Consider the following 19,423-nt stretch of genomic DNA (forward strand, 5'->3'; position numbering starts at 1 on the left):
GTGAACTATATGTCAGAAAATGAAGACCCAACCAATGAAGAAAATAATGAATTGATCGATAATCCTGGGAAAACAGATGATCAAACAAAGAAATTAGAAGAAGAAAATTCTGATTTAAAAGACAAGTGGCAACGTGCATTAGCAGACTATCAAAATTTAGAAAGACGGACACAAGTTGAAATATCTCAAAGAGTTTCTAGTAAAACTAACGATCTTCTTCTAAATTTTATTAACATCTATGAAGATTTTGTTCGTGCTGAAAATTCTTTGTCTAAAGAAAAAATTGATACTTCTGGAATAATTGCTGTGATAAAAAATATGGAAAATCTTTTAGCTGAAAATAACATTAAACCAATAGATGCCATTGGTGAAATCTTTGATCCACAATTACATGAGGCTGTTTCTATGGTTGTAGATGATACTCTTGATGAAGGAACAATCACTCAAGAGGTATCAAAAGGGTACATTTCTGGCAAAGCTATTTTAAAACCATCTAAGGTTATTGTATCAAAGAAATAAAATTAAAGAATGTGAAAATATGGCTGAAAAAATTATTGGTATTGATTTAGGAACAAGTAACTCCGCTGCTTCTGTAATGCAGGGTGGAAAACCAACATTGATTCCTGCAGCAGAGGGTACAACGGTAGCTGGCAAAGCATTTCCATCTGTTGTAGCATTTTCAAAAGATGGTGAGCTTTTAGTTGGTGAACCTGCACGAAGACAAGCAGTAACAAATCCTGATAATACTATACGTGAGGCAAAACGAAAGATGGGTGAGGACTTCCTGTATAAAATACAAGGAAAAGAGTACAAACCTCAACAAATCTCTGCATTCATACTCCAAAAAATTAAACGTGACGCTGAAGCATTTACCGGCGACACAATCAACAAAGCAGTAATTACTGTACCTGCTTATTTCAATGACAATCAAAGACAGGCTACAAAAGATGCTGGAACAATTGCTGGATTAGAAGTTGTAAGAATTATCAATGAACCAACTGCTGCTTCATTAGCATTTGGAATAGACAAATCTAAAGAAGATATGAAAATATTGGTCTTTGATTTTGGTGGAGGTACTCTTGATGTTACAATCATGGAGATGGGAGGTGGTGTATTTGAGGTAATGAGTACATCTGGTGATACTAAATTAGGTGGTGCAGATATGGATCAAGCTCTAATTGATTATGTTATTGATGAATTCAGAAAAAAGGAAGGAATTGATCTATCTAGTGATAGCACGGCAGTTACTAGAATTAAAGAAGGTGCAGAAAAAGCAAAAATTGAATTATCAACTGTAATGGAAACTGAAGTAAATCTTCCATTTATTGCACAAGACCCATCTGGTGCAAAAAATCTTGAAGTAAAAATTACAAGAGCAAAACTAGAAGATCTAGTTAATCCAATTGTTCAACGATGTAAATCATCTATAGACAAAGCATTAGAAGATGCAAAACTTTCTGCATCTGATATTACAAAGATTGTTTTGATTGGTGGCCCAACAAGAATGCCAATCGTCAAAAAATTTGTTAGTGATACTGTTGGAAAAGAGGCTGAATCCGGAGTTGATCCAATGGAGGCTGTAGCATTTGGTGCTGCAGTTCAAGCAGGAATCATTGCAGGAGATGTAACTAGTGATATTGTTCTACTTGATGTTACTCCTTTGACTCTAGGAATTGAAACATTGGGTGGTGTTAGAGAACCAATTATTGAAAGAAATACAACTATTCCAACTTCTAAAGATAAAACATTCACAACTGCTGCAGATAGTCAAACTGCAGTAACTATCAATGTTGTCCAAGGTGAACGACCAATGGTTGCTGATAATGTATCATTAGGCAGTTTCAATCTAACTGATATTCCACCTGCACCAAGAGGTGTACCTCAAATTAATGTAAAATTTGACATTGATGCAAATGGCATCCTAAATGTAACTGCAAAAGATATGGGTACGGGCAAAGATGCTAAAATTACTATTCAATCTACAACAAAAATGTCAGATGATGAAATTAAAAAAATGCAAGAAGATGCAGAAGGTCATGCTGAAGAAGATAAAAAGAAGAAAGAAGCAGTTGATATTAAAAATGAAGCTGAAAGTTTCATCTATACTACTGAAAAACTAGTCAGTCAAGATCTTAAAGACAAAATTCCACAAGAAAAAGGAATTCAAATTACAGATGCAATAAAGGAATTAAAAGATTCATTAACACAAGATACTGAACAAATCAAACAAAAACTTGAAGCACTAAAGACAATTGTAAATGAAGTAACAACTGAATTGTACAAAAATGCATCACCTCCACCTGGAGAACAACAATCTGGAGAACAACAATCTGGAGAACAACAATCTGGAGAACAACAATCTTACGCTAATGAACAACAATCTGAAGAACAAAAATCTGATTCTGAACAGAAATCAGAAAATAAATCAAATTAGTTAATTAATCCTTGATTTAGGTGATTAACTATGAGTGCAAAACGTGATTATTATGAAGTTTTAGGAGTTAACAAATCATCATCTCCTGATGAAGTTAAATCTCAATACAGGAAATTAGCTCTAAAATTTCATCCTGATAGGAACAAATCTCCTGATGCACAAGAGCATTTTAAGGAAATTTCTGAAGCATACGCTGTTCTTTCAGATTCTGGTAAACGTGATTTGTATGATAAACATGGACACGAAGGTGTAGATGGAAGATACTCTCAAGAAGATCTCTTTAGAGGTGCAGGCGGTAATTTCAATGATATTTTTGATAATTTATTCGGTGGCCAGGGAGGACGTGGAGGCGGTGGATTTGGATCTGTTTTTGAAAATCTATTTGGTGGAGGCGGCAGATTCAGTCGTTCACGTGGAAATGATCTTTTGCATGAATGCTATATCACCTTGGAAGATGTATTACATGGAAAACAAATCGAACTTGATCTCAAAAAATTTGTAGATTGTCCTGATTGTAATGGTACTGGATGCAAACCTGGTAGCTCAAAATCAACCTGCAAAGATTGTGGTGGTTATGGCCAAGTTCGAGTCCGAAGAAATATGGGTGGAATGATATTAGAATCTGCTCAACCTTGTGGAAAATGTCAGGGAAGTGGAGAAATCTTTGATGATCCATGTAAAAAATGTCAGAGAGGAAAAGTAAAAGGAACAAAACACTTGTCATTCAATCTTCCATCAGGAATTGACAATGGTGATTATGTAATTCAAGGTGAAGGGGAATCAATTCCAGATGGTGATAATGGTGATCTTATAGTACGTGTACGAGTTGAACCTCATAAACTGTATAGACGTGATGGCGTTGATCTATATTGTGATGCACGAATTTCAATGGTTGATGCAACTTTGGGTACTGAAATTGATGTAAAAACACTTGAAAAAACACAAAAATTAAAAATTGAATCTGGAACTCAGCCAAACTCAATTCTAAAAATTAAATCTCAAGGATTACCTAGCCAAAATTCTAACAGACGTGGAGATCTTTTTGTTCACGTTGTAATAGAAATCCCAAAAAAATTATCAAAACAACAAAAATCGTTGTTAGATGAATTCCAAAATTCAGACTAATCGTTTTTTGATAATCTGATTGACAGATCATGTCCTTGTTTTATTTCCTGTTCATACAGTTTTTTAACAATCTCTCCAATCTTTTGTTCAGTAAAATACTCTTGATTATACCTACCTAGAACTTCTTTATCCTTATCCAAAATTACTTCCCAATATGGCATGAATTTGGATAATTTTCTCTCTCATTTCAACATTTTGTGAATAACGAACTTTTTTTGGGAATCTTAATTTTTCATGCGGGAGTCGCCCAGCCTGGTCAACGGCGTAAGGTTCAGATCCTTATCTCTTAGGAGTTCGTGGGTTCAAATCCCACTTTCCGCATAAATAATTTCATATCATTATGAACAACTTTAAAACACTGTAGTTTGCCTATTTTCCATGGCAAAAGTAACCCGTGTTGGTGGTAGAGGTACAACTCGTAGAAAGACTGACACTAGTAAGAAATCAACATTCTCTGGAGATTCTTATAAAGAATATCAGGAAGCCAAAAAGAAAGCAGCTGGTAATCGTAGTGTTGGAACTGGTCGTGGTACCGGAAAACGAAAATTATCATCAACTCCAGCAACAAAGAAAGTATCTACTAAAGGCAGAACACGCTCAACTGGTAGAGGTACTGGTAGTAGAAAGACAAAAAGTTAATCCCCTTAACTTATTCTCTTTTATTCATCTACTGGTATTTTTTTAATTTAGAAAATTCTGAATTTTTGCTTTCAGTTTTTCATTGATAATCTTGCCTGATGCTTTACCTCTAACTTCTTTCATTGCGATTCCCATTAAACCACTTAATGCACGTGACTGTTCCTCTTTCACTTTATTCATATTCTTTTGAATTATATCGTCTAGAATCTTATCTAACTCTTCATCAGTTAATTGAGTAATAGATGCCTTTTCTAGTGCTTGTAAAACATTATCTGCTTTTTTAGACATTATTTGTTCAAAAATTATTTCAATTGATTCTTTGTTTATTTTTTCTTCTCCTAACAATTCAAATGTTTTCATTATTTGTTCGTCATTAAGTAAGCTTGAATCTAAACCACTTCTCTCCAAATTTGTTATAGTTGAACATAATATAGATACAACAAAATTTGGTGAACTTTGTTTCTTTGAACATATTTGTTCAAAAATTTCAAAATATTCTGAATCAAAAATTTGCTCTGCTAACTGATTATTTATCTCATATTTACTTTCTAATTCTTTAATTGATGCTTCCCATGATTTCGGAATATTAGATACTGCCTCTGATAATTCTTTTTCAGAAACTTTGACTGTAGGGATATCTGTTTCTGGGTACATTCTTGATGCACCTGGTCTTGGTCTTAGAAAAATAGTATCTCCATTTTGAGTTGCAGCTCTGGTTTCTGCAGGTGGTCCCTCTTTTGCAAGCTCTATTCTATTAATTATAGAGTCAATTGCAAAACCAACTGATATTTTTTCACCTGCAATTATTAAAAATGCATCATCATTTTGAACATCTAATTTTTCAATCACTCGTTTGATATCTGTCTCTTCAATTCCATAATTTGGTAATTCATCGGAGTGAAAAACGCCACCGATACCAAAAAATCTCACTAATTGACCTATTTCCTTTCCCAATCTGATGTCTGAATATGGTTCAAAACCAAAAATTCCTTTTAATTTTTTAATTTTTATTCCAAAAATTTTTTCTTGTTTTTTAATTGATTTTTTAATAATTTTTGAATTACATTCTTGCATTATGTCTGTTATATCAAAAACATCTTCCTTTCTACTAATTTCTGTAAATCCAATTTGATTAATTTTATCAGAAATTAATTTTAATCCATGCTGTCTTTTTGCTTCAAATTCAATAATTTTTTCTAATTGATCAAGCTGCTGAACTCCTTTTACTTCAATAACGCCTCCTCCTTCAACAGAGATGTTTACATCCTGTCTGATCGTTCCAATTCCACGCATTACTTTTTTTGTAACTCGTAGTAATCTACCTAAAGTCAACGCAATATCTTTTACAAATTTTGGATCTCCTTCAACAGGATCTAACGCAATCTCGACTAAAGGAACTCCCAATCTATCTAAACTAAAGAATCTGTGATTTCCTTCATCTTTTACCAATTTTCCTGCATCTTCTTCAAGACAAATTGATTGAACACCCACTTTTTCTCCATTAACCTCAATGTGTCCACCTTGTGAAACAAGCATTGTTCTTTGAAATCCAGTTGTGTTTGATCCATCAATGACTGTTTTTCTCATTACATGTATTTCTGAAAAAATTTTTGATTCTAATGCCGAACTAATTAAAAGTGCAATTTTTTTTGCACTAATGTCTAATGAATGTGGTGGTTCTTCATCTTCGCATACTAAACAACTACTTCTTGGGTTTGCATAGTAAACTATTGTCTTTGATTTTGTACTTTCAAAAAGGGCTGCAGGATCAATTTTACCTAGTTCACTTTTTGCTGCTCTAAGTTTTCTTGAAAATTTTCTAGAAAATTCTTCTTCTTCTATTGGCGTACAGTCACAAAATAACTTTTTTTTTGTATCTAACTGTTGATGAATTTCAAGTCCAACCTTCAATCCAATATTTTTGATATCAACTTCACTCAAAACTAAACTCCGAAGCAATATTTCTCAACATTAATTCTTTGATCTCGTCTGCATTACTTGAATTTCCATACGCCCACATTGCTTTGACTAACGCTGTCTCTGGAATCATATTTTCAAGTGGAACAATTCCTAATTCTAGAAGATCTCTACCACTATCATAAACTGTCATACTTACACGTCCGTCGATACATTGTGATGTCATTCCTAGAAACAATCCTTGCTCTTTTGCATTTTTGATAACTTCATACATCGTGTTTCCAACATGACCCAAACCAGTTCCTTCAAAAATTATTGCACCAAATCCCAAATCAGCAAGATCTTTTATTTGTCTTGGATCATATCCTGGATGATATTTTACTAGAGCAACTTTAGAATCTAAATCTAATTTTGGTTCATATTTGTCACTTTTGAAAAATTCTTCATTCATATTTTTCAAAATTTTATCATCGGAAATTATGAATGCTGGATTCCCTCCGACAGTTTCAAATGCTCCTCGTTTACTTGTATGATTTTTTCTTACACGTGTTCCTTTATGGCATGCTATTGCATCATCATTCGAGTCATTATGCATTATAACATAGATTCCTTTTGTCTTAGATTCAGTAAGAAATTTTGTTGCTGTGATTAAATTTAATGCTGCATCTGATGATGGTCTGTCTGATGATCTTTGTGAACCAACCAGTGCAATTGGAATAGGAAATCCTGATAATGCAAATGATAGAAATGATGAAGTATAATGCATTGTATCTGTGCCATGTGCTATGATTATTCCTGTATAATCTGATTCAGCCATACTGTCAAGCTTTTTTGCAATTTCTAGCCAATGCTGTGGTTGTAAATTCTCTGAATATTCTGAAAATAATACTTCTGCATCAACATTAGCAATCTTTGCAATTTCTGGAACTGCTTCGTATAGTTCTGATGCTGATAGTGCCGGAGTAACTGCACCTGTTCTATAATCTACTTTACTTGCAATAGTTCCTCCAGTCGATAATAGTAAAATTTTTGGTAATTTCTCATCTTTTTCAATAGTTTCTGAACTCTCAATCTTTGATTGCCCTTCTCCGATTTTTTCTATTTTCTCAATCTTTTCAACTTCTATTCCTATATTGTATCCACTTTTCAATTTTAGAACAATATGATTTTCATCACCGCTTTCATATCTAGGCATCAAAATTCCAGAATACGTTAATTCCGATGTAACCTTTACTAAATCTCCAACCTTAATTTTATTCGAAATTAAGAAATCATGAATTTTGCCTTTGTACCCTTTATGTTCTGACATTTATGAAAATTAGTGGACAGGTATTTTATTAAAACTACCTGTAGTAGGATGCAACTAGTTTCTCATTCATCTTGAGATCTTTCTGTTCTCTAACTTTTCTAACTGCCTCTTCAAAGTGTTTCATTGTAACCTTGGCGTCTGTTGCTTTCTTTTCAATTTCATCTACAAACTTCTTTGTTTCTTCATCACTTAGATCCTTGTCTGGAATTGCATTATCCAAGTGTTCATGAACTACAAGTGAAACTGCTGTGTTTGCAATTGATGCAACATCGGCACTGCTCAATCCATCTGTTAATTCAGCAATCTTATCAAAGTCAATCTTATCAGGACTATTATTATCTGCAAGTGGTATGTCTTTTGAATGAATTTCTATTACCATCTTTCTACCATCTTTATCTGGTAATGGAATCTGGATGATTTTATCAAATCTGCCTGGTCTTAATAGTGCTGGATCAATCATGTCTGCTCTGTTAGTTGCAGCAAGGACTACTACACCGTGCATATTCTCCATGCCATCTAATTCTGTAAGTAATTGACTGACAACTCTTTCAGTAACTGCAGTTTCTCCACCTGCTCCTCTAATTGGTGCAATTGAATCAATTTCATCAAAGAAGATTACACAAGGTGCTGATTGTCTTGCTCTTTTGAAGATCTCTCTAATTCCTCTTTCTGATTCTCCGACCCATTTTGATAGAAGCTCTGGTCCTCTTACTGAAACAAAGTTTGCTTCACTTTCTGTTGCAACTGCCTTTGCCATCAATGTTTTACCTGTACCGCTTGGTCCATGTAACAAAATTCCTCTTGGCATTTTATGTCCTAATTTATCATAAAGACCTGGATATTTCATTGGCCATTCTACTGCTTCCATCAATTCTTTTTTCACTTCTCCAAGACCGCCTATTTCTTCCCATGATACATCAGGATTCTCAATGAATACTTCTCTCATTCCTGAAGGTGTTACTTCAACAAGTGCTTTCTTGAAATCATCTGCGTTTACAATTAATTTGTCTAATGTTTCTGGTGGAATTTTTTCTTCTTCTAAATTCAATTCTGGAAGCAATCTTCTAAGACATTTCATTGCTGCTTCTTTACACAAATATTCTAAATCTGCACCAACATAGCCATGACTTACTGCTGCAATCTTCTCAATCTTTACTGGCAATTGCTGTTCCTCATCAGCTAATGGCATGTTACGTGTGTGAATCTGCAAAATTTCTTGCCTACCTTTTTTATCTGGAACTTTGATTTCAATTTCTCTGTCAAATCTTCCTGGTCTTCTCAATGCAGGATCAATTGCATTTGGTCTGTTAGTTGCAGAAATTACAATTACTTTTCCTCTTGCTTCTAATCCATCCATTAATGATAACATTTGAGATACAACTCTTCTTTCTACTTCTCCAGTTACTTCTTCTCTCTTTGGTGCAATTGAATCAATTTCATCTACGAAAATAATTGATGGTGCTTTTTCTCTTGCCTCTTTAAAAATTTCTCTTAGACGAGCTTCACTTTCTCCATAAAACTTGCTCATAATTTCTGGTCCAGAAATACTAATGAAGTGTGCATTACTCTCGTTAGCAACAGCTTTTGCCAATAGTGTCTTTCCAGTTCCAGGAGGACCATAAAGTAAAACACCTTTTGGAGCTTCAATTCCTAATTTTTCAAATATCTCTGGGTGTCTTAATGGCAATTCAATCATTTCACGAACTTTCTTTATCTCATCTCTAATTCCACCAATGTCTTCGTATGTAACTTGAGGTACACCTCTTAGTGTCTCACCTTTTTCTGCAATGTGGAATGTTGTTTTTTGTGTAACTAGAACTGCATCTGCTGCTGGTGTAACTCCGATTACTTGGAAGGTTAATCTTCCTCCAAAGTATGGAACCATAACATTGTCTCCTTTAATCAAAGGTACACTTTCTAATGCATCTGCTAAATATCTCTCATCAATTGGTGGTATTGCCTCTAATGGTGCGACTACCACTTTTTCTGCTGGAACAGCTTTAATCTTTTTTACAGTAATTGTATCTCCAATTGCAATTCCTGAATTGTTTCTTCCTAATCCATCAATTCGGATAATTCCTTTACCTTCATCTGAAGGGTACAAAGGTAAACATTTTGCAACTGTACGTCTCTTTCCTTTTAGTTCAATAACATCACCAGTTGATGCATTTAGAGTATCCATAGAATCATAATCGATCCTTGCTACCCCTCTTCCAACATCTCTAGTATATGCTTCTAGAACTTTTAGAGACAATCCATTTTCACTCATATCTATACACTCTTCTTTCTTTTTTTATATATTTAGCGTATTATTCTATTGATCTACTCAAAACTGATCACAAGCTTAAAATCATGATTCTAGGCACAATCGTTTACTATGGGTAAAAGACCAGGTGTTCGTAGACGTGGCCGTGGAGGCATGCAATTCAGAGCTGCTGCTACTCAAAAGCTAAAACCTGCCAAATATCCAAGTTTTTCACTAGATGAAGAGCGTAAAGGAGAAATTATTGATCTAGTCCATGAATCTGGTCGTGATGTACCTCTATCAAAAGTAAGATTTGAAGATGGAGCGATCTCATTTATTCCTGCACCTTTAGGAACTAAAGTTGGTCAAAGAATCAGTTTTGGTCTAAATTCTGAAATTATCGATGGTAATGTAATTAGTATACAAAATATCCCTGACGGAACAATTGTTTGTAACGTTGAAAAACAATTTGGAGACGGTGGTTCTTTCATTAAAACAGCAGGTGCTGATGCAACAGTATTCTCTCATGCAGATGATGGAGTAATTCTGAAACTAGCATCTGGAAAATTCAAAAAACTTAATCCAAAAAATAGAGCAATGATTGGAACTCTAGCTGGTGGTGGTGTAGAAGACAGACCATTTATGCGTGCTGGAGTTAAAATGATGCGTTTCAAATCAAAAGGTCAGAAATATCCAATAGTCAGAGGTGTTGCTCAAGCAGCATATGTACATCCTCATGGTGGTGGACGTCACCAACACGTTGGACAATCATCTACAGTATCTCGTGATGCACCTCCAGGCGCTAAAGTTGGAAGTATTGCTGCAAAGAAAACTGGTAGAGCAAGAATTAAGGAAAGAAAACAATCTATCAAATAATAGTCTTAGAATCTATCTTTTAGAATGGTTCAAAAACGAATTCATATTTTTGTCACCGGTCGAGTGCAAGGTGTATTTTTTAGACAATCAACCAAGGTGATGGCTATTAAAAATAATGTAAAAGGTTGGGTTCGAAATCTTGATGATGGTCGTGTTGAGATTGTTGGAGAAGGTGAAATTCAAGATATTGAGAATTTAACACAATGGTGTAAAACTGGACCTGCAAATTCTAGAGTTGATGAATTTGAATTATCTGAAGAAAATGTTACTGATGAATTTGAAAACTTTGAAGTTAGATATTAGCGAATTGTTGTAAATGCATCTTTTAGTGTAGATTCTATCTCTGATAATTCCTGCTCTGGAGTGATCTCTAAAATTTTTGGTTCTAGTTTACGCTCTTTTTGAATTTTAATTATTATTGATGATTGAGTTGGTTCCAAATCTGCAAACCATCTAAAACTCATGGTTTTACAAAAAACTATTCTATGCATTCTTACATCTTCTATCACTTTCTCATCAAGTGACAAACAGTATGTTCGTAATTTATCAAACAATGGTTTTACAGGTTCAGGAATTTGTCTCTGAAAATCATCATAGGTTCTTCCAGTTCCAATTAGACCTTCCATACATACCATCCCTAAATTCATAATTTAATGTAGTAGTTCTGCTGGCTCCAGTCTAGGATGATAGTCCCATTTCAAGGCGTACAAGATCCCCCACGTAGACGAGGAAGCGTGGATGCTCCACCTTAGGATTGCTCCCTCCCGGACCTCATCCCTTTCGATAGTTCGGTCTTAGGAAAAATCCCTTCGGATTATCCTTGTCCTGCAACCACCCGCCTCGGCGTGAATTCATTTCCGCACACCAAGCGGGAGTTACCTTCCTAGAGATTTACCCAGCAGTTGCTGATCTCTGCATATAGCCGGTTTCAGAATAGGGCACGGCTGGCACCCTGATCCTCCCTACTACGTTAAGATAGAATAGAATCTCATATTTGAATTAGGATCGTTCTTTTTTCAAATCTGTAATCATATTACACACAGCACAAATCTTTCCTGTGCATTGATTTCCACAATTTGTACAAATTCGTTTTTCTTTGAAACTTGAATCTTTCATAACTTCTGAGATTTTGATAATTGAGCGATACATGTTGTTCTTTATTCCACTATGTTTGTCTTCTATGGAATTTAGAAATTCTCGAATCTCAGTTCGAATACCTTCATTCATGTGAGGACATGGTTCTGTTTGAAATGGCAAATTATTTGTAAATGCATAAAATACAATTTCAGATTCATAAATTTCTGCAAGTGGTTTTATTTTTCTAATTTGTTTTGAATCGCTTCCTGGACTCATCCAACCAATTTTGTTAGAATCCCCAGATAATGTGTTAATCAAAAATGTCTGTAATGAATCATCCAAGTTGTGACCTGTAGCAATTACATTTGCTCCTAGTTCTTCTGCAGCATGATCTAAGGCTCTTCTTCTAAAAATACCACAAATTGAACAAGACGTAGTTTTTTCTTCATCCCTTAATTCTAGTGATTCTGATAATGTTACATCATACAGTTCTTTGTATGAATAAGTTCTAAACTCTACATCCAATTTTGAGCAGAAACTCTTGACTATTTCTAGTGCTTCATCTCTATATCCTGGAATTCCCTCATCAATTGTTACAGCAATGATTCTAAAGTTATGGGTCTCTGACATTTTTTTTAATATGCTAAGTAATACTAACGAATCTTTTCCACCTGAAACACCAACAACAACTAGTTCATCATTTTTAATCATCTTGTACTTGGAGATTGTTTTTGCAGCCTTTCTCAAAATAGAGTTTGAAAAGCATTCAGAGCAGAGACTTTCTCCAGAATATTTTCTGGTATAAACTGCAGTATTTTCACATTTTTGGCATTGCATAATTTGGAGAATATGTTTGAGTTTAATATCTGATTCTTTAGATTGTGAACCAACCTGACTTGACATATGATAGTCCGATATTGAGACCAAACACTATGAATGAGATTGCATAAACTGCCATCATTATTCCATTTACTGTTTTTTCTGAAATTCTTCCTTCAATTATGGTATGAATGAATTTTCCACCATCTAGAATTGGTAATGGTAACATGTTGATTATTCCAATAAAAAATGAAATCATCCATAACCACAACAAGAACCAGGAAAATTGCCAACCAAATGAGGTGTCTAAGTTCCAGTCAATAAAGTTGAAAATTGGTTCTGGAAGTTGACCCATATCATTTCGCATGATGCCGATTAATCCTCTTTCAGGATCATCAGGCGATGCCATTATTGTTACAGGAAAAACAATCTCGCTTCCATCTCTTAGTACAGTTACATTGACTGTATCGCCTGGTTCAACTGGATTCGCTTGTAAATCCGTAGCTGACGCAATATTCACGTCATCAATTTTAATGATCATGTCATTTTGTTGAATACCTGCTTGTTGTGCACCTCCGCCGTCAATTACTGAAAGTACTAAAACTCCTGCTGCAGCTGATTCATAAAATACATCTACAAGTGGCTCTGCACCTGGTACTCCTCCTAATCCCATTGCAAATAATGGGTTTGTTAGTAAAATTGCTCCTAAAATGAAAGCAAAAATTACGTTTGAAGTTGGGCCTGCACCAATCAAACGGAGTCGTGAAATCTTTTTTGCTTTACTAAACTGCTCTTCATCTGGTTCTACAAATCCTGCAAACATTGCTATAAAAATTGCAAATCCACCTGTTTTGATATTGATCTTTTCCAAAACCCCAACAATTCCGTGCGCACCTTCATGAATTACTAACACAATTGGAATTGATAGTAAAAAGTACATTATAGCTGAAGCAGATGTCATTGTGACACCTGGTAATAGAACAGTCAATTCTGCAAATTCATCTGGTTCTACAAAGTAATTTGAAATATTCAAAAACAAAAAGAAGAAAACATATCCCATCATGATAAATCCTGCAATGACACTAACATCTGCAAATACACGAACCCCTCTTCTTGTTCTTCCTAGTAATCTGACTAGTGCATCTTGAACCTTGTAATTTTTGTAGGTTAGACTATATGGTTTTATTGAGAATCCGTATCTTTCTAATCTGAGACCTTTGGCTACTGCAAAAATAGCAACCCAAGCTATGAGTACGTAAATAATTGCATTATCTGTTAAGAAATTTAGTTCCAAGTTAAAGAAAATTTTTTAGTCTCGGCAATTTATCGTTTCCTATGAAACCAGTGATAATTGTCTCTACATTTCCTAACAAGACTGTAACAAAAAAGATTGCAAATGCACTAGTCAAAAAGAAACTTGCTGCGTGCGTAAATATTACAAAAATTGATTCTGTATATTCATGGAAAGGTAAAATTCAAAATGATTCAGAATATTTGGCAATTTTTAAAACTACAAAGAAAAATGAAAAAACTCTCAAAAATGAAATTAAAAAATTACATCCCTATGATGTTCCAGAAATTGCTGAAATCAATGTAAATTCTATGAATAAGCCATATCTTGATTGGTTGATCGATTCCACTATCTAATACTCTAGTGGAAATCTCAACAATGAAATAATTCCACCCAAGCCTGAAACTCTTAATCCTGCGTCAATAGTACTGTCTACACTGAAAATTTCTCCTCCTTTAGATTCAACATCATTTAAGAAATCAATAATCTCCTGTTCATCTGAATCTTGAATAGCTTTTTCTGAAAACACTAGAGATTCTATCGCACCTGCTTCATTTGCTTTTTTTGTCTCCTCAATACCCATTGAAAATTTCTTGCTTTGTTTGTTTGCCAAAAACATTACTTCATCAATTATTTGTGAAACCTTAGCAAGTTTAGTATCTGCCATCACTTCTTTCATTGCATCTGATTTAGTAAAAACATGAATTCCATCTTCTCCTCCAGAATCAATTCCCTCTATTACTTTGAATTTACATTTGTCTGCAATTGGCTTTTTTGACACATAATTGTAAAACTTCTTTTTTGTCTCACCAGGACCAAAAACTATTACAAAATTATCTTTTTCAACTACTGAACTTATCGCTCCAACCACATCGTCAAAGAATTTTTCAATTTTAAAGCTAGATTTGTATCTCTTTCCGCTTGAACCCGAATACATATTTGGTAATAGATGCAAATGTGTTCCCTTCAATCGTCCAATTCCACAATCTCCTGTATCTATTGCAATTAGAATGAACTTTGTTTTCTTTCCCTTTGATTTTGCAAGTTTCTTTTCAACACCGCTCCATTTTTTCTTTACCAGATTGAATCCTTCATCAATCTTTATTGTAAAAGAATGATGCGTTCCATGTGGAACTGATTCATTATTTGATTCCAAAATTGTACCTCCAACTCTAATTCTGTCTAGAACATTATCAAGAGAAATTTTTTCTACCTTGATTGCAAGTCGTACATGAACTCTTTCTCCTTTATCTGGTCGTGCATATTCCTTGTCTTGTTTAATTACTCTAGTTGTTTCACCAATAATCTTGTCATCAATTTTTAAAATTCTTCTGATAGTCAGTAAATCATCAGAATCTTCAGGCATTAATGAAATTGTATTTTCATCAAGAGTTTTTGTAATCATATTTTTTTATAAATTCTCTAAAAGATAACTAGTTTGATTCTTCTTGTTTTTGTTGTACGTATTTTTCAACCCACTCAAGAGTTATGACTCCGCCTTCTGCCAAATTAACTAATGAATTTGAAGATGCTTCACCTGTTACTTTGCCGGTATTCTTTCTAGTTTGTCTCCATTTTAGACTGGTGTTTCCGCTTTTTGATGAATAAATAACTCCTAAGACATCTTTAGCATTAACAAATGTTATTTCTCTAATTTTTTTCAATGTAACTTTGTCTGCGGCTTCTACGTAAATGGAACCTAAACTATCTTCTCTTTCTGCAAAAACCTCTGGATCTTCAAGATAACTTCTTGGAGCAAATGAACTACATGTGCTAGCTATGATGAATCTTCGAAAGCTTTCAAGTGATGAAGGTGCGTCTATCTCTACCATTTTTTTTCAATAAATCTATCTCACTTATCAAGCTTGTTGAAAGATTCAAGTATGATTATTCTAAATTTTTACTGTAGACTGTGATGTACGCTATCCTATGACTAGATGATTAGGATCTTGAGTTCTGAGTCTGCAACTTAGAATTTTTATGATATGATTTTCTGAATTATCTATGAAATCATTAACTGAATATTTGACATTCAAAACAAAATCAAGAAGAGAATTTGTTAACATTACACCAGATGTAGAAAAATTAGTTGTCAAAAGTGGAATCAAAGAGGGACTTTGTCTAGTTAATGCAATGCATATCACTGCTAGTGTTTTCATAAATGATAACGAAAGTGGTCTACATCATGATTATGAAAAATGGTTAGAAGAATTGGCACCTCACGAACCAATTGATCATTATCGTCATAATGATACTGGAGAGGATAATGCCGATGCGCATCTAAAAAGACAGGTGATGGGAAGAGAGGTTGTGGTTGCTATAACTAATGGCCAATTAGACTTTGGACCTTGGGAAACTATCTTTTATGGTGAATTTGATGGTAGAAGAAACAAAAGAGTGCTAGTAAAAATTATTGGTGAATGATTAACCAAAGTCGGTATCACGTTTCTGTGATCCTTCTGTGTTTGATCTTGCAGCTGCACGCCATTCATTATCATGATTTTGTCTACCGTGATTACATTTCACACAACCCATAATCTTTCCATTAGGGTTTTTCACAAATTCTTCACATCCACAGAAACATGCCATAATCTTATCAAATCCACTTAGTATATCTTCTTTTTCTATTCTGCTCCTCTTGTAGTTTTGCAACATTCTCCCATTGGAATATCTCTACCTCGAGGACTTTTACTAGGACATTTTAACATAATACACAATGCATCTGTAAATTGTTTATTCATATGATGTTCTATTCCACAAACCATCTCTTCATCAATATCTATCTTTAATGCACTATCCATCAACACTTCAAGTAAGCGACTATTTCTGATCATTGAGGATGCAACTTTTTCACCACTGTCTTTTAGTGTGACTCCAGCCTTGTTGTATGTAACCAAATCTCTTTCTGCTAATTTTTTTAACATTTGTACAACGCTTGGTTGACGAACATTCAGTCTTTTTGCAATGGTACTAATCTTAACATCGTCGCCTTTTTCCCTAATATGCCACACTGCTTTAAGATACATTTCTGTATGTTCTGCTTCTGCAGTTCCTACAAACAGGACTTCTTCATCTATTGCATCCATGCATAATCTATTTTCTCAAAGCTAATAAATTTTCAACATTTCTAAACAATTGAAATTATGCTTTTTTAGCATCTTTTAATAAGAAATCAAAATATTCTCTTGCAAATCCTGCTAATCCTGCATGATCTGCCCAAATTGCCACTATTTCTGATGAAGTAGAGCTACTAATTTCAGGACCTAGTAAAATCACAACATATCTTTTATCTGAAATTATGCCTCCTCCAAACAATCCCCCTTTTACTTTAACATCTGCAACTCGAGAAATTGCTTTGATAGAGTCTTTATCAAATTCATCTGAGATGAGAATTGTAATTTTAATTCCTTTATCGTGTAATTGTCTAAGTTTTGGAAGTGCTTGTTTGACAATCAATTCTCCTGCTTGGGGAACTGCAATCATTACTTCTTCTCTACAGTGTTCGACCATTTCCATAATTTTTGAAACAATGTTCATTGCACCGGAAATAAACCAGATATCTGGTTTTTCACTAGTACCGGTTTTTTCATAAAGTGGAATTAATTCTGATAAAATGACATTTTTGTTTTCTGAAAAAATAGTATCTGCGTTCTGTTTTGTTGTTTCTAATGCATTTGATGGGGCTTTTGCAAAATATTTTGTAGGTCTTGAATCATCAGAACCAATCCATCCCTTTTCCTCCAATGTACCTAAAATCTCATAAATTTTTGAATAAGGAACTCCTGAATTTTGACTAATTTCTGAGGCATTACTTTCTCCATCTTTGATTAATGTTGTATAAGCTCGAATTTCGTAGCTAGTTAACCCAATCTTCTCTAATGATTTCTTTGTTTTATCAGAAATACTCACGAACAGAATTACTGAATTCTCTATTTAAGTTGACTATGATCGTTCCCTAATTCATCCGGTGGTTAGTAGGAGTGGGATTATATACTAACTTTCCAAGAATTAGTTAATGGCTCTAATTCAGATATCCAATCAGTCATCAAAAACTCAGGGTAAGAAATCCACTATTAGATTCACCCAAAGTATTTGCCCTGATTGTAACATGATTTTAGATGCTGAAGTTTTTGAAAGAGAAGGCAAAGTCTTCATGTCCAAAGTTTGTCCAACACATGGTGAAACTGAGGAACTCTATTTCGGTTCTTATGATATGTATAAAAAATTCAGTACATACTGGGTTGACGGAAAAGGTGCACATGCTCCAAATGTAATTATGGAAGACAAGTGTTCTTGTCCAAACAACTGTGGATTATGTTCAAATCACTTGTCACACAGTGGATTGGCAAACATGATTGTTACAAATAGATGTGACCTTACTTGCTGGTATTGTTTCTTCTATGTCAAGAAAGGACTAGAAGGTGCTTACATGTATGAACCAAATCATGATCAAGTAAGAGGAATGATGAAAACATTAAGATCAGAAAGACCAATCCCAGGAAACTCTATGCAAATTACTGGTGGTGAACCAATGCTTAGAGAAGATATTGCAGATTTAATCAAAATTATGAAAGAAGAAGGTGTTGAACATATTCAAATGAATACAAATGGAATTCGACACGCAATGGATCCAGAAGCAGGACGTGAAGTAAGAATGGCAGGCTGTAACAACTTGTATCTTAGCTTTGACGGTGTAACTGCAAGAACAAATCCAAAGAACCACTGGGAAATTCCATATGCACTAGACACTTGTAGAAAAACCGGAACAACTGTTGTATTTGTTCCAACTGTTATCAAATCAATTAATGATCATGAATTAGGAGGAATTATCAGATATGCACAAAAGAACTTGGACGTTGTTCATGCAGTAAACTTCCAACCAGTATCACTAACTGGAAGAATGGGAAAATCAGAACGTGAAAAATATAGAATCACAGTACCTGATTGTATACAAAGAATCGAAGAACAAACTGAAGGTCAAGTTACTGTTGATGATTGGTATCCAGTACCAAGTTGTATGCCATTGACAAACGTAATTGAAGCATTTTCAAGTAAACCAAAATACGAATTATCTATTCACTTTGCATGTGGAGCAGGAGCTTATGTGTTCCAAGATGCAGACACCAAGAAACTTGTCCCAATGACAAGATTCTGTGATATTCAAGGTATGTTAGAATTGTTTGAAGATAAAGCAGAACAAATTCGTTCTGGTGCAAACAAGTACTTTACAATGCTTGAAGTTGTAAGAAAACTCAAAGGATTCATCAATAAAGAAAACCAACCAGCCGGATTAGACTTGGCAAAGATGTTTGGAAATATCTTGATGAAGAGATCATTTGAAGCAGTAGGTTCATGGCACGTCAAAGGCCTATTCTTAGGAATGATGCACTTCCAAGACAAATACAATGAAGATTTAGAAAGATTACAAAGATGTGATATTCACTATGTTACTCCAGACCTTAGAATTATTCCATTCTGTGCATTCAATGTAATTCCAGAATGGTACAGAGACAGAATCCAAAAGAAATATTCTATCACTGTTGAGGAATGGGAACAACGTGAAGGTGTAAAACTTGAAGACGGTCTTTACAGAGGTCTTATGAGAAGAGGTGCAGGTGACGAACTTGCAGCAGGATGTGCAAAGAGTGAGATGTTCCACCAAGCAGAACAAGCAATGGGCGCTCAATAATT

At 34.4% G+C, this 19,423-nt stretch carries 21 protein-coding genes, 1 tRNA gene and 1 other RNA gene; 10 read left to right on the plus strand and 13 right to left on the minus strand.

The genetic code is table 11. The features are described 5' to 3' along the window. Positions 1 to 9: 9 nt before the first annotated feature. From T478_RS00520 to dnaJ, 3 genes are read left to right on the plus strand one after another with little or no spacing between them, the layout of a single operon-like run. A complete protein-coding gene (locus tag T478_RS00520; protein WP_048104348.1) occupies positions 10 to 519 on the plus strand; it encodes a nucleotide exchange factor GrpE in 510 nt (169 codons plus the stop codon). 19 nt (positions 520 to 538) lie between these two features. Then, positions 539 to 2,434, plus strand: a complete 1,896-nt coding sequence (dnaK, locus tag T478_RS00525; RefSeq protein WP_048106633.1) for a molecular chaperone DnaK — start codon at positions 539 to 541, stop codon at positions 2,432 to 2,434. A 30-nt stretch (positions 2,435 to 2,464) separates the two neighbouring features. Beyond that, positions 2,465 to 3,559 carry a molecular chaperone DnaJ gene (gene dnaJ / locus T478_RS00530; RefSeq protein WP_048104350.1) on the plus strand — a complete coding sequence of 365 codons (1,095 nt, stop codon included), beginning with the start codon at positions 2,465 to 2,467 and terminating at the stop codon, positions 3,557 to 3,559. On the opposite strand, the gene T478_RS07605 is transcribed toward dnaJ, so the two are convergent. Continuing rightward, positions 3,556 to 3,720 (minus strand): hypothetical protein, encoded by a 165-nt coding sequence (locus T478_RS07605; RefSeq protein WP_160271558.1) that lies wholly within the window; start codon positions 3,718 to 3,720, stop codon positions 3,556 to 3,558. The genes dnaJ and T478_RS07605 overlap by 4 nt on opposite strands. A gap of 75 nt (positions 3,721 to 3,795) precedes the next feature. Here T478_RS07605 and T478_RS00535 point away from each other — a divergent pair. Together T478_RS00535 and T478_RS00540 are read left to right on the plus strand one after the other, a co-directional pair. Then, a tRNA-Leu gene (locus T478_RS00535) sits at positions 3,796 to 3,880 on the plus strand. Between the two features lie 57 nt (positions 3,881 to 3,937). Beyond that, entirely contained in the window at positions 3,938 to 4,198 is a 261-nt protein-coding gene (locus T478_RS00540; RefSeq protein WP_048104351.1) for a hypothetical protein, read from the plus strand. Positions 4,199 to 4,240: 42 nt separating this feature from the next. Here the strand turns inward: T478_RS00540 and gatE are convergent, their stop codons facing one another. From gatE to T478_RS00555, 3 genes are read right to left on the minus strand one after another with little or no spacing between them, the layout of a single operon-like run. Further along, positions 4,241 to 6,139 (minus strand): Glu-tRNA(Gln) amidotransferase subunit GatE, encoded by a 1,899-nt coding sequence (gatE, locus tag T478_RS00545; RefSeq protein WP_048104353.1) that lies wholly within the window; start codon positions 6,137 to 6,139, stop codon positions 4,241 to 4,243. After that, positions 6,132 to 7,424 carry a Glu-tRNA(Gln) amidotransferase subunit GatD gene (gene gatD / locus T478_RS00550; RefSeq protein WP_048104355.1) on the minus strand — a complete coding sequence of 431 codons (1,293 nt, stop codon included), beginning with the start codon at positions 7,422 to 7,424 and terminating at the stop codon, positions 6,132 to 6,134. The genes gatE and gatD overlap by 8 nt, the downstream gene beginning before the upstream one ends. 34 nt (positions 7,425 to 7,458) lie before the next feature. Further along, complete coding sequence (locus tag T478_RS00555; RefSeq protein WP_048104357.1) at positions 7,459 to 9,693, minus strand: CDC48 family AAA ATPase; 2,235 nt, start codon at positions 9,691 to 9,693, stop codon at positions 7,459 to 7,461. Between the two features lie 108 nt (positions 9,694 to 9,801). Here T478_RS00555 and T478_RS00560 point away from each other — a divergent pair, with 108 nt between their 5' ends. Continuing rightward, on the plus strand, positions 9,802 to 10,545 hold the full coding sequence (locus T478_RS00560) for a 50S ribosomal protein L2 (RefSeq protein WP_048104363.1): 744 nt from the start codon (positions 9,802 to 9,804) through the stop codon (positions 10,543 to 10,545). A gap of 24 nt (positions 10,546 to 10,569) precedes the next feature. Next, positions 10,570 to 10,848: an acylphosphatase gene (locus T478_RS00565; protein WP_048104365.1), complete on the plus strand. Its 279-nt coding sequence runs from the start codon at positions 10,570 to 10,572 to the stop codon at positions 10,846 to 10,848. Here T478_RS00565 and T478_RS00570 read toward each other — a convergent pair. The 4 genes from T478_RS00570 to T478_RS00580 form a co-directional block, all read right to left on the minus strand. After that, positions 10,845 to 11,171: a hypothetical protein gene (locus T478_RS00570; RefSeq protein ID WP_048104366.1), complete on the minus strand. Its 327-nt coding sequence runs from the start codon at positions 11,169 to 11,171 to the stop codon at positions 10,845 to 10,847. The two genes, T478_RS00565 and T478_RS00570, sit on opposite strands and share 4 nt — an antisense overlap. A 30-nt stretch (positions 11,172 to 11,201) precedes the next feature. Next, an RNA gene (gene ffs, locus T478_RS07430) (signal recognition particle sRNA) lies at positions 11,202 to 11,513 on the minus strand. 31 nt (positions 11,514 to 11,544) lie between these two features. After that, a complete protein-coding gene (locus T478_RS00575) occupies positions 11,545 to 12,459 on the minus strand; it encodes a TIGR00269 family protein (RefSeq protein WP_048106635.1) in 915 nt (304 codons plus the stop codon). A 37-nt stretch (positions 12,460 to 12,496) separates the two neighbouring features. Continuing rightward, on the minus strand, positions 12,497 to 13,735 hold the full coding sequence (locus tag T478_RS00580; protein WP_238573603.1) for a site-2 protease family protein: 1,239 nt from the start codon (positions 13,733 to 13,735) through the stop codon (positions 12,497 to 12,499). Between the two features lie 41 nt (positions 13,736 to 13,776). Here T478_RS00580 and cutA point away from each other — a divergent pair, with 41 nt between their 5' ends. Further along, a complete protein-coding gene (gene cutA / locus T478_RS00585; RefSeq protein ID WP_048104368.1) occupies positions 13,777 to 14,088 on the plus strand; it encodes a divalent-cation tolerance protein CutA in 312 nt (103 codons plus the stop codon). On the opposite strand, the gene T478_RS00590 is transcribed toward cutA, so the two are convergent. After that, positions 14,085 to 15,137 carry an mRNA surveillance protein pelota gene (locus tag T478_RS00590; protein WP_048104369.1) on the minus strand — a complete coding sequence of 351 codons (1,053 nt, stop codon included), beginning with the start codon at positions 15,135 to 15,137 and terminating at the stop codon, positions 14,085 to 14,087. The two genes, cutA and T478_RS00590, sit on opposite strands and share 4 nt — an antisense overlap. Positions 15,138 to 15,165: 28 nt before the next feature. Beyond that, positions 15,166 to 15,564 (minus strand): hypothetical protein, encoded by a 399-nt coding sequence (locus T478_RS00595; RefSeq protein ID WP_048104370.1) that lies wholly within the window; start codon positions 15,562 to 15,564, stop codon positions 15,166 to 15,168. 172 nt (positions 15,565 to 15,736) lie between these two features. On the opposite strand from T478_RS00595, the gene T478_RS00600 reads away from it, so the two are divergent. Then, positions 15,737 to 16,156, plus strand: a complete 420-nt coding sequence (locus T478_RS00600) for a secondary thiamine-phosphate synthase enzyme YjbQ (RefSeq protein WP_048104372.1) — start codon at positions 15,737 to 15,739, stop codon at positions 16,154 to 16,156. Here the strand turns inward: T478_RS00600 and T478_RS07525 are convergent, their stop codons facing one another. Genes T478_RS07525 through T478_RS00610 form a run of 3 tightly spaced genes read right to left on the minus strand, consistent with a single transcriptional unit; the run spans position 16,157 to position 17,641 of the window. Further along, complete coding sequence (locus T478_RS07525; protein WP_146150880.1) at positions 16,157 to 16,387, minus strand: hypothetical protein; 231 nt, start codon at positions 16,385 to 16,387, stop codon at positions 16,157 to 16,159. Next, the gene (locus tag T478_RS00605) at positions 16,357 to 16,818 is read right to left on the minus strand and encodes a metal-dependent transcriptional regulator (RefSeq protein WP_048104376.1); all 462 of its coding nucleotides are present in this window, start codon (positions 16,816 to 16,818) and stop codon (positions 16,357 to 16,359) included. Before T478_RS00605 ends, T478_RS07525 begins: the two co-directional genes overlap by 31 nt. A 55-nt stretch (positions 16,819 to 16,873) precedes the next feature. After that, positions 16,874 to 17,641 (minus strand): TrmB family transcriptional regulator, encoded by a 768-nt coding sequence (locus tag T478_RS00610; RefSeq protein ID WP_048104378.1) that lies wholly within the window; start codon positions 17,639 to 17,641, stop codon positions 16,874 to 16,876. Positions 17,642 to 17,747: 106 nt separating this feature from the next. On the opposite strand from T478_RS00610, the gene tes reads away from it, so the two are divergent. After that, a complete protein-coding gene (gene tes / locus T478_RS00615; RefSeq protein WP_177313225.1) occupies positions 17,748 to 19,421 on the plus strand; it encodes a tetraether lipid synthase Tes in 1,674 nt (557 codons plus the stop codon). Positions 19,422 to 19,423 lie beyond the last annotated feature (2 nt).

Source organism: Candidatus Nitrosopelagicus brevis (genome assembly GCF_000812185.1).
In the GTDB taxonomy this organism is placed as follows: Archaea; Thermoproteota; Nitrososphaeria; order Nitrososphaerales; family Nitrosopumilaceae; genus Nitrosopelagicus; species Nitrosopelagicus brevis.

Coding starts and splice junctions, on each gene's coding strand:
- T478_RS00520 (WP_048104348.1), top strand. CDS start 10: ATGTCAGAAAATGAAGACCCAACCAATGAAGAAAATAATGAATTGATC.
- dnaK (WP_048106633.1), top strand. CDS start 539: ATGGCTGAAAAAATTATTGGTATTGATTTAGGAACAAGTAACTCCGCT.
- dnaJ (WP_048104350.1), top strand. CDS start 2,465: ATGAGTGCAAAACGTGATTATTATGAAGTTTTAGGAGTTAACAAATCA.
- T478_RS07605 (WP_160271558.1), bottom strand. CDS start 3,720: ATGCCATATTGGGAAGTAATTTTGGATAAGGATAAAGAAGTTCTAGGT.
- T478_RS00540 (WP_048104351.1), top strand. CDS start 3,938: ATGGCAAAAGTAACCCGTGTTGGTGGTAGAGGTACAACTCGTAGAAAG.
- gatD (WP_048104355.1), bottom strand. CDS start 7,424: ATGTCAGAACATAAAGGGTACAAAGGCAAAATTCATGATTTCTTAATT.
- T478_RS00555 (WP_048104357.1), bottom strand. CDS start 9,693: ATGAGTGAAAATGGATTGTCTCTAAAAGTTCTAGAAGCATATACTAGA.
- T478_RS00560 (WP_048104363.1), top strand. CDS start 9,802: ATGGGTAAAAGACCAGGTGTTCGTAGACGTGGCCGTGGAGGCATGCAA.
- T478_RS00565 (WP_048104365.1), top strand. CDS start 10,570: ATGGTTCAAAAACGAATTCATATTTTTGTCACCGGTCGAGTGCAAGGT.
- T478_RS00570 (WP_048104366.1), bottom strand. CDS start 11,171: ATGGAAGGTCTAATTGGAACTGGAAGAACCTATGATGATTTTCAGAGA.
- T478_RS00575 (WP_048106635.1), bottom strand. CDS start 12,459: ATGCAATGCCAAAAATGTGAAAATACTGCAGTTTATACCAGAAAATAT.
- cutA (WP_048104368.1), top strand. CDS start 13,777: ATGAAACCAGTGATAATTGTCTCTACATTTCCTAACAAGACTGTAACA.
- T478_RS00590 (WP_048104369.1), bottom strand. CDS start 15,137: ATGATTACAAAAACTCTTGATGAAAATACAATTTCATTAATGCCTGAA.
- T478_RS00595 (WP_048104370.1), bottom strand. CDS start 15,564: ATGGTAGAGATAGACGCACCTTCATCACTTGAAAGCTTTCGAAGATTC.
- T478_RS00600 (WP_048104372.1), top strand. CDS start 15,737: ATGAAATCATTAACTGAATATTTGACATTCAAAACAAAATCAAGAAGA.
- T478_RS07525 (WP_146150880.1), bottom strand. CDS start 16,387: ATGTTGCAAAACTACAAGAGGAGCAGAATAGAAAAAGAAGATATACTA.
- T478_RS00605 (WP_048104376.1), bottom strand. CDS start 16,818: ATGGATGCAATAGATGAAGAAGTCCTGTTTGTAGGAACTGCAGAAGCA.
- tes (WP_177313225.1), top strand. CDS start 17,748: ATGGCTCTAATTCAGATATCCAATCAGTCATCAAAAACTCAGGGTAAG.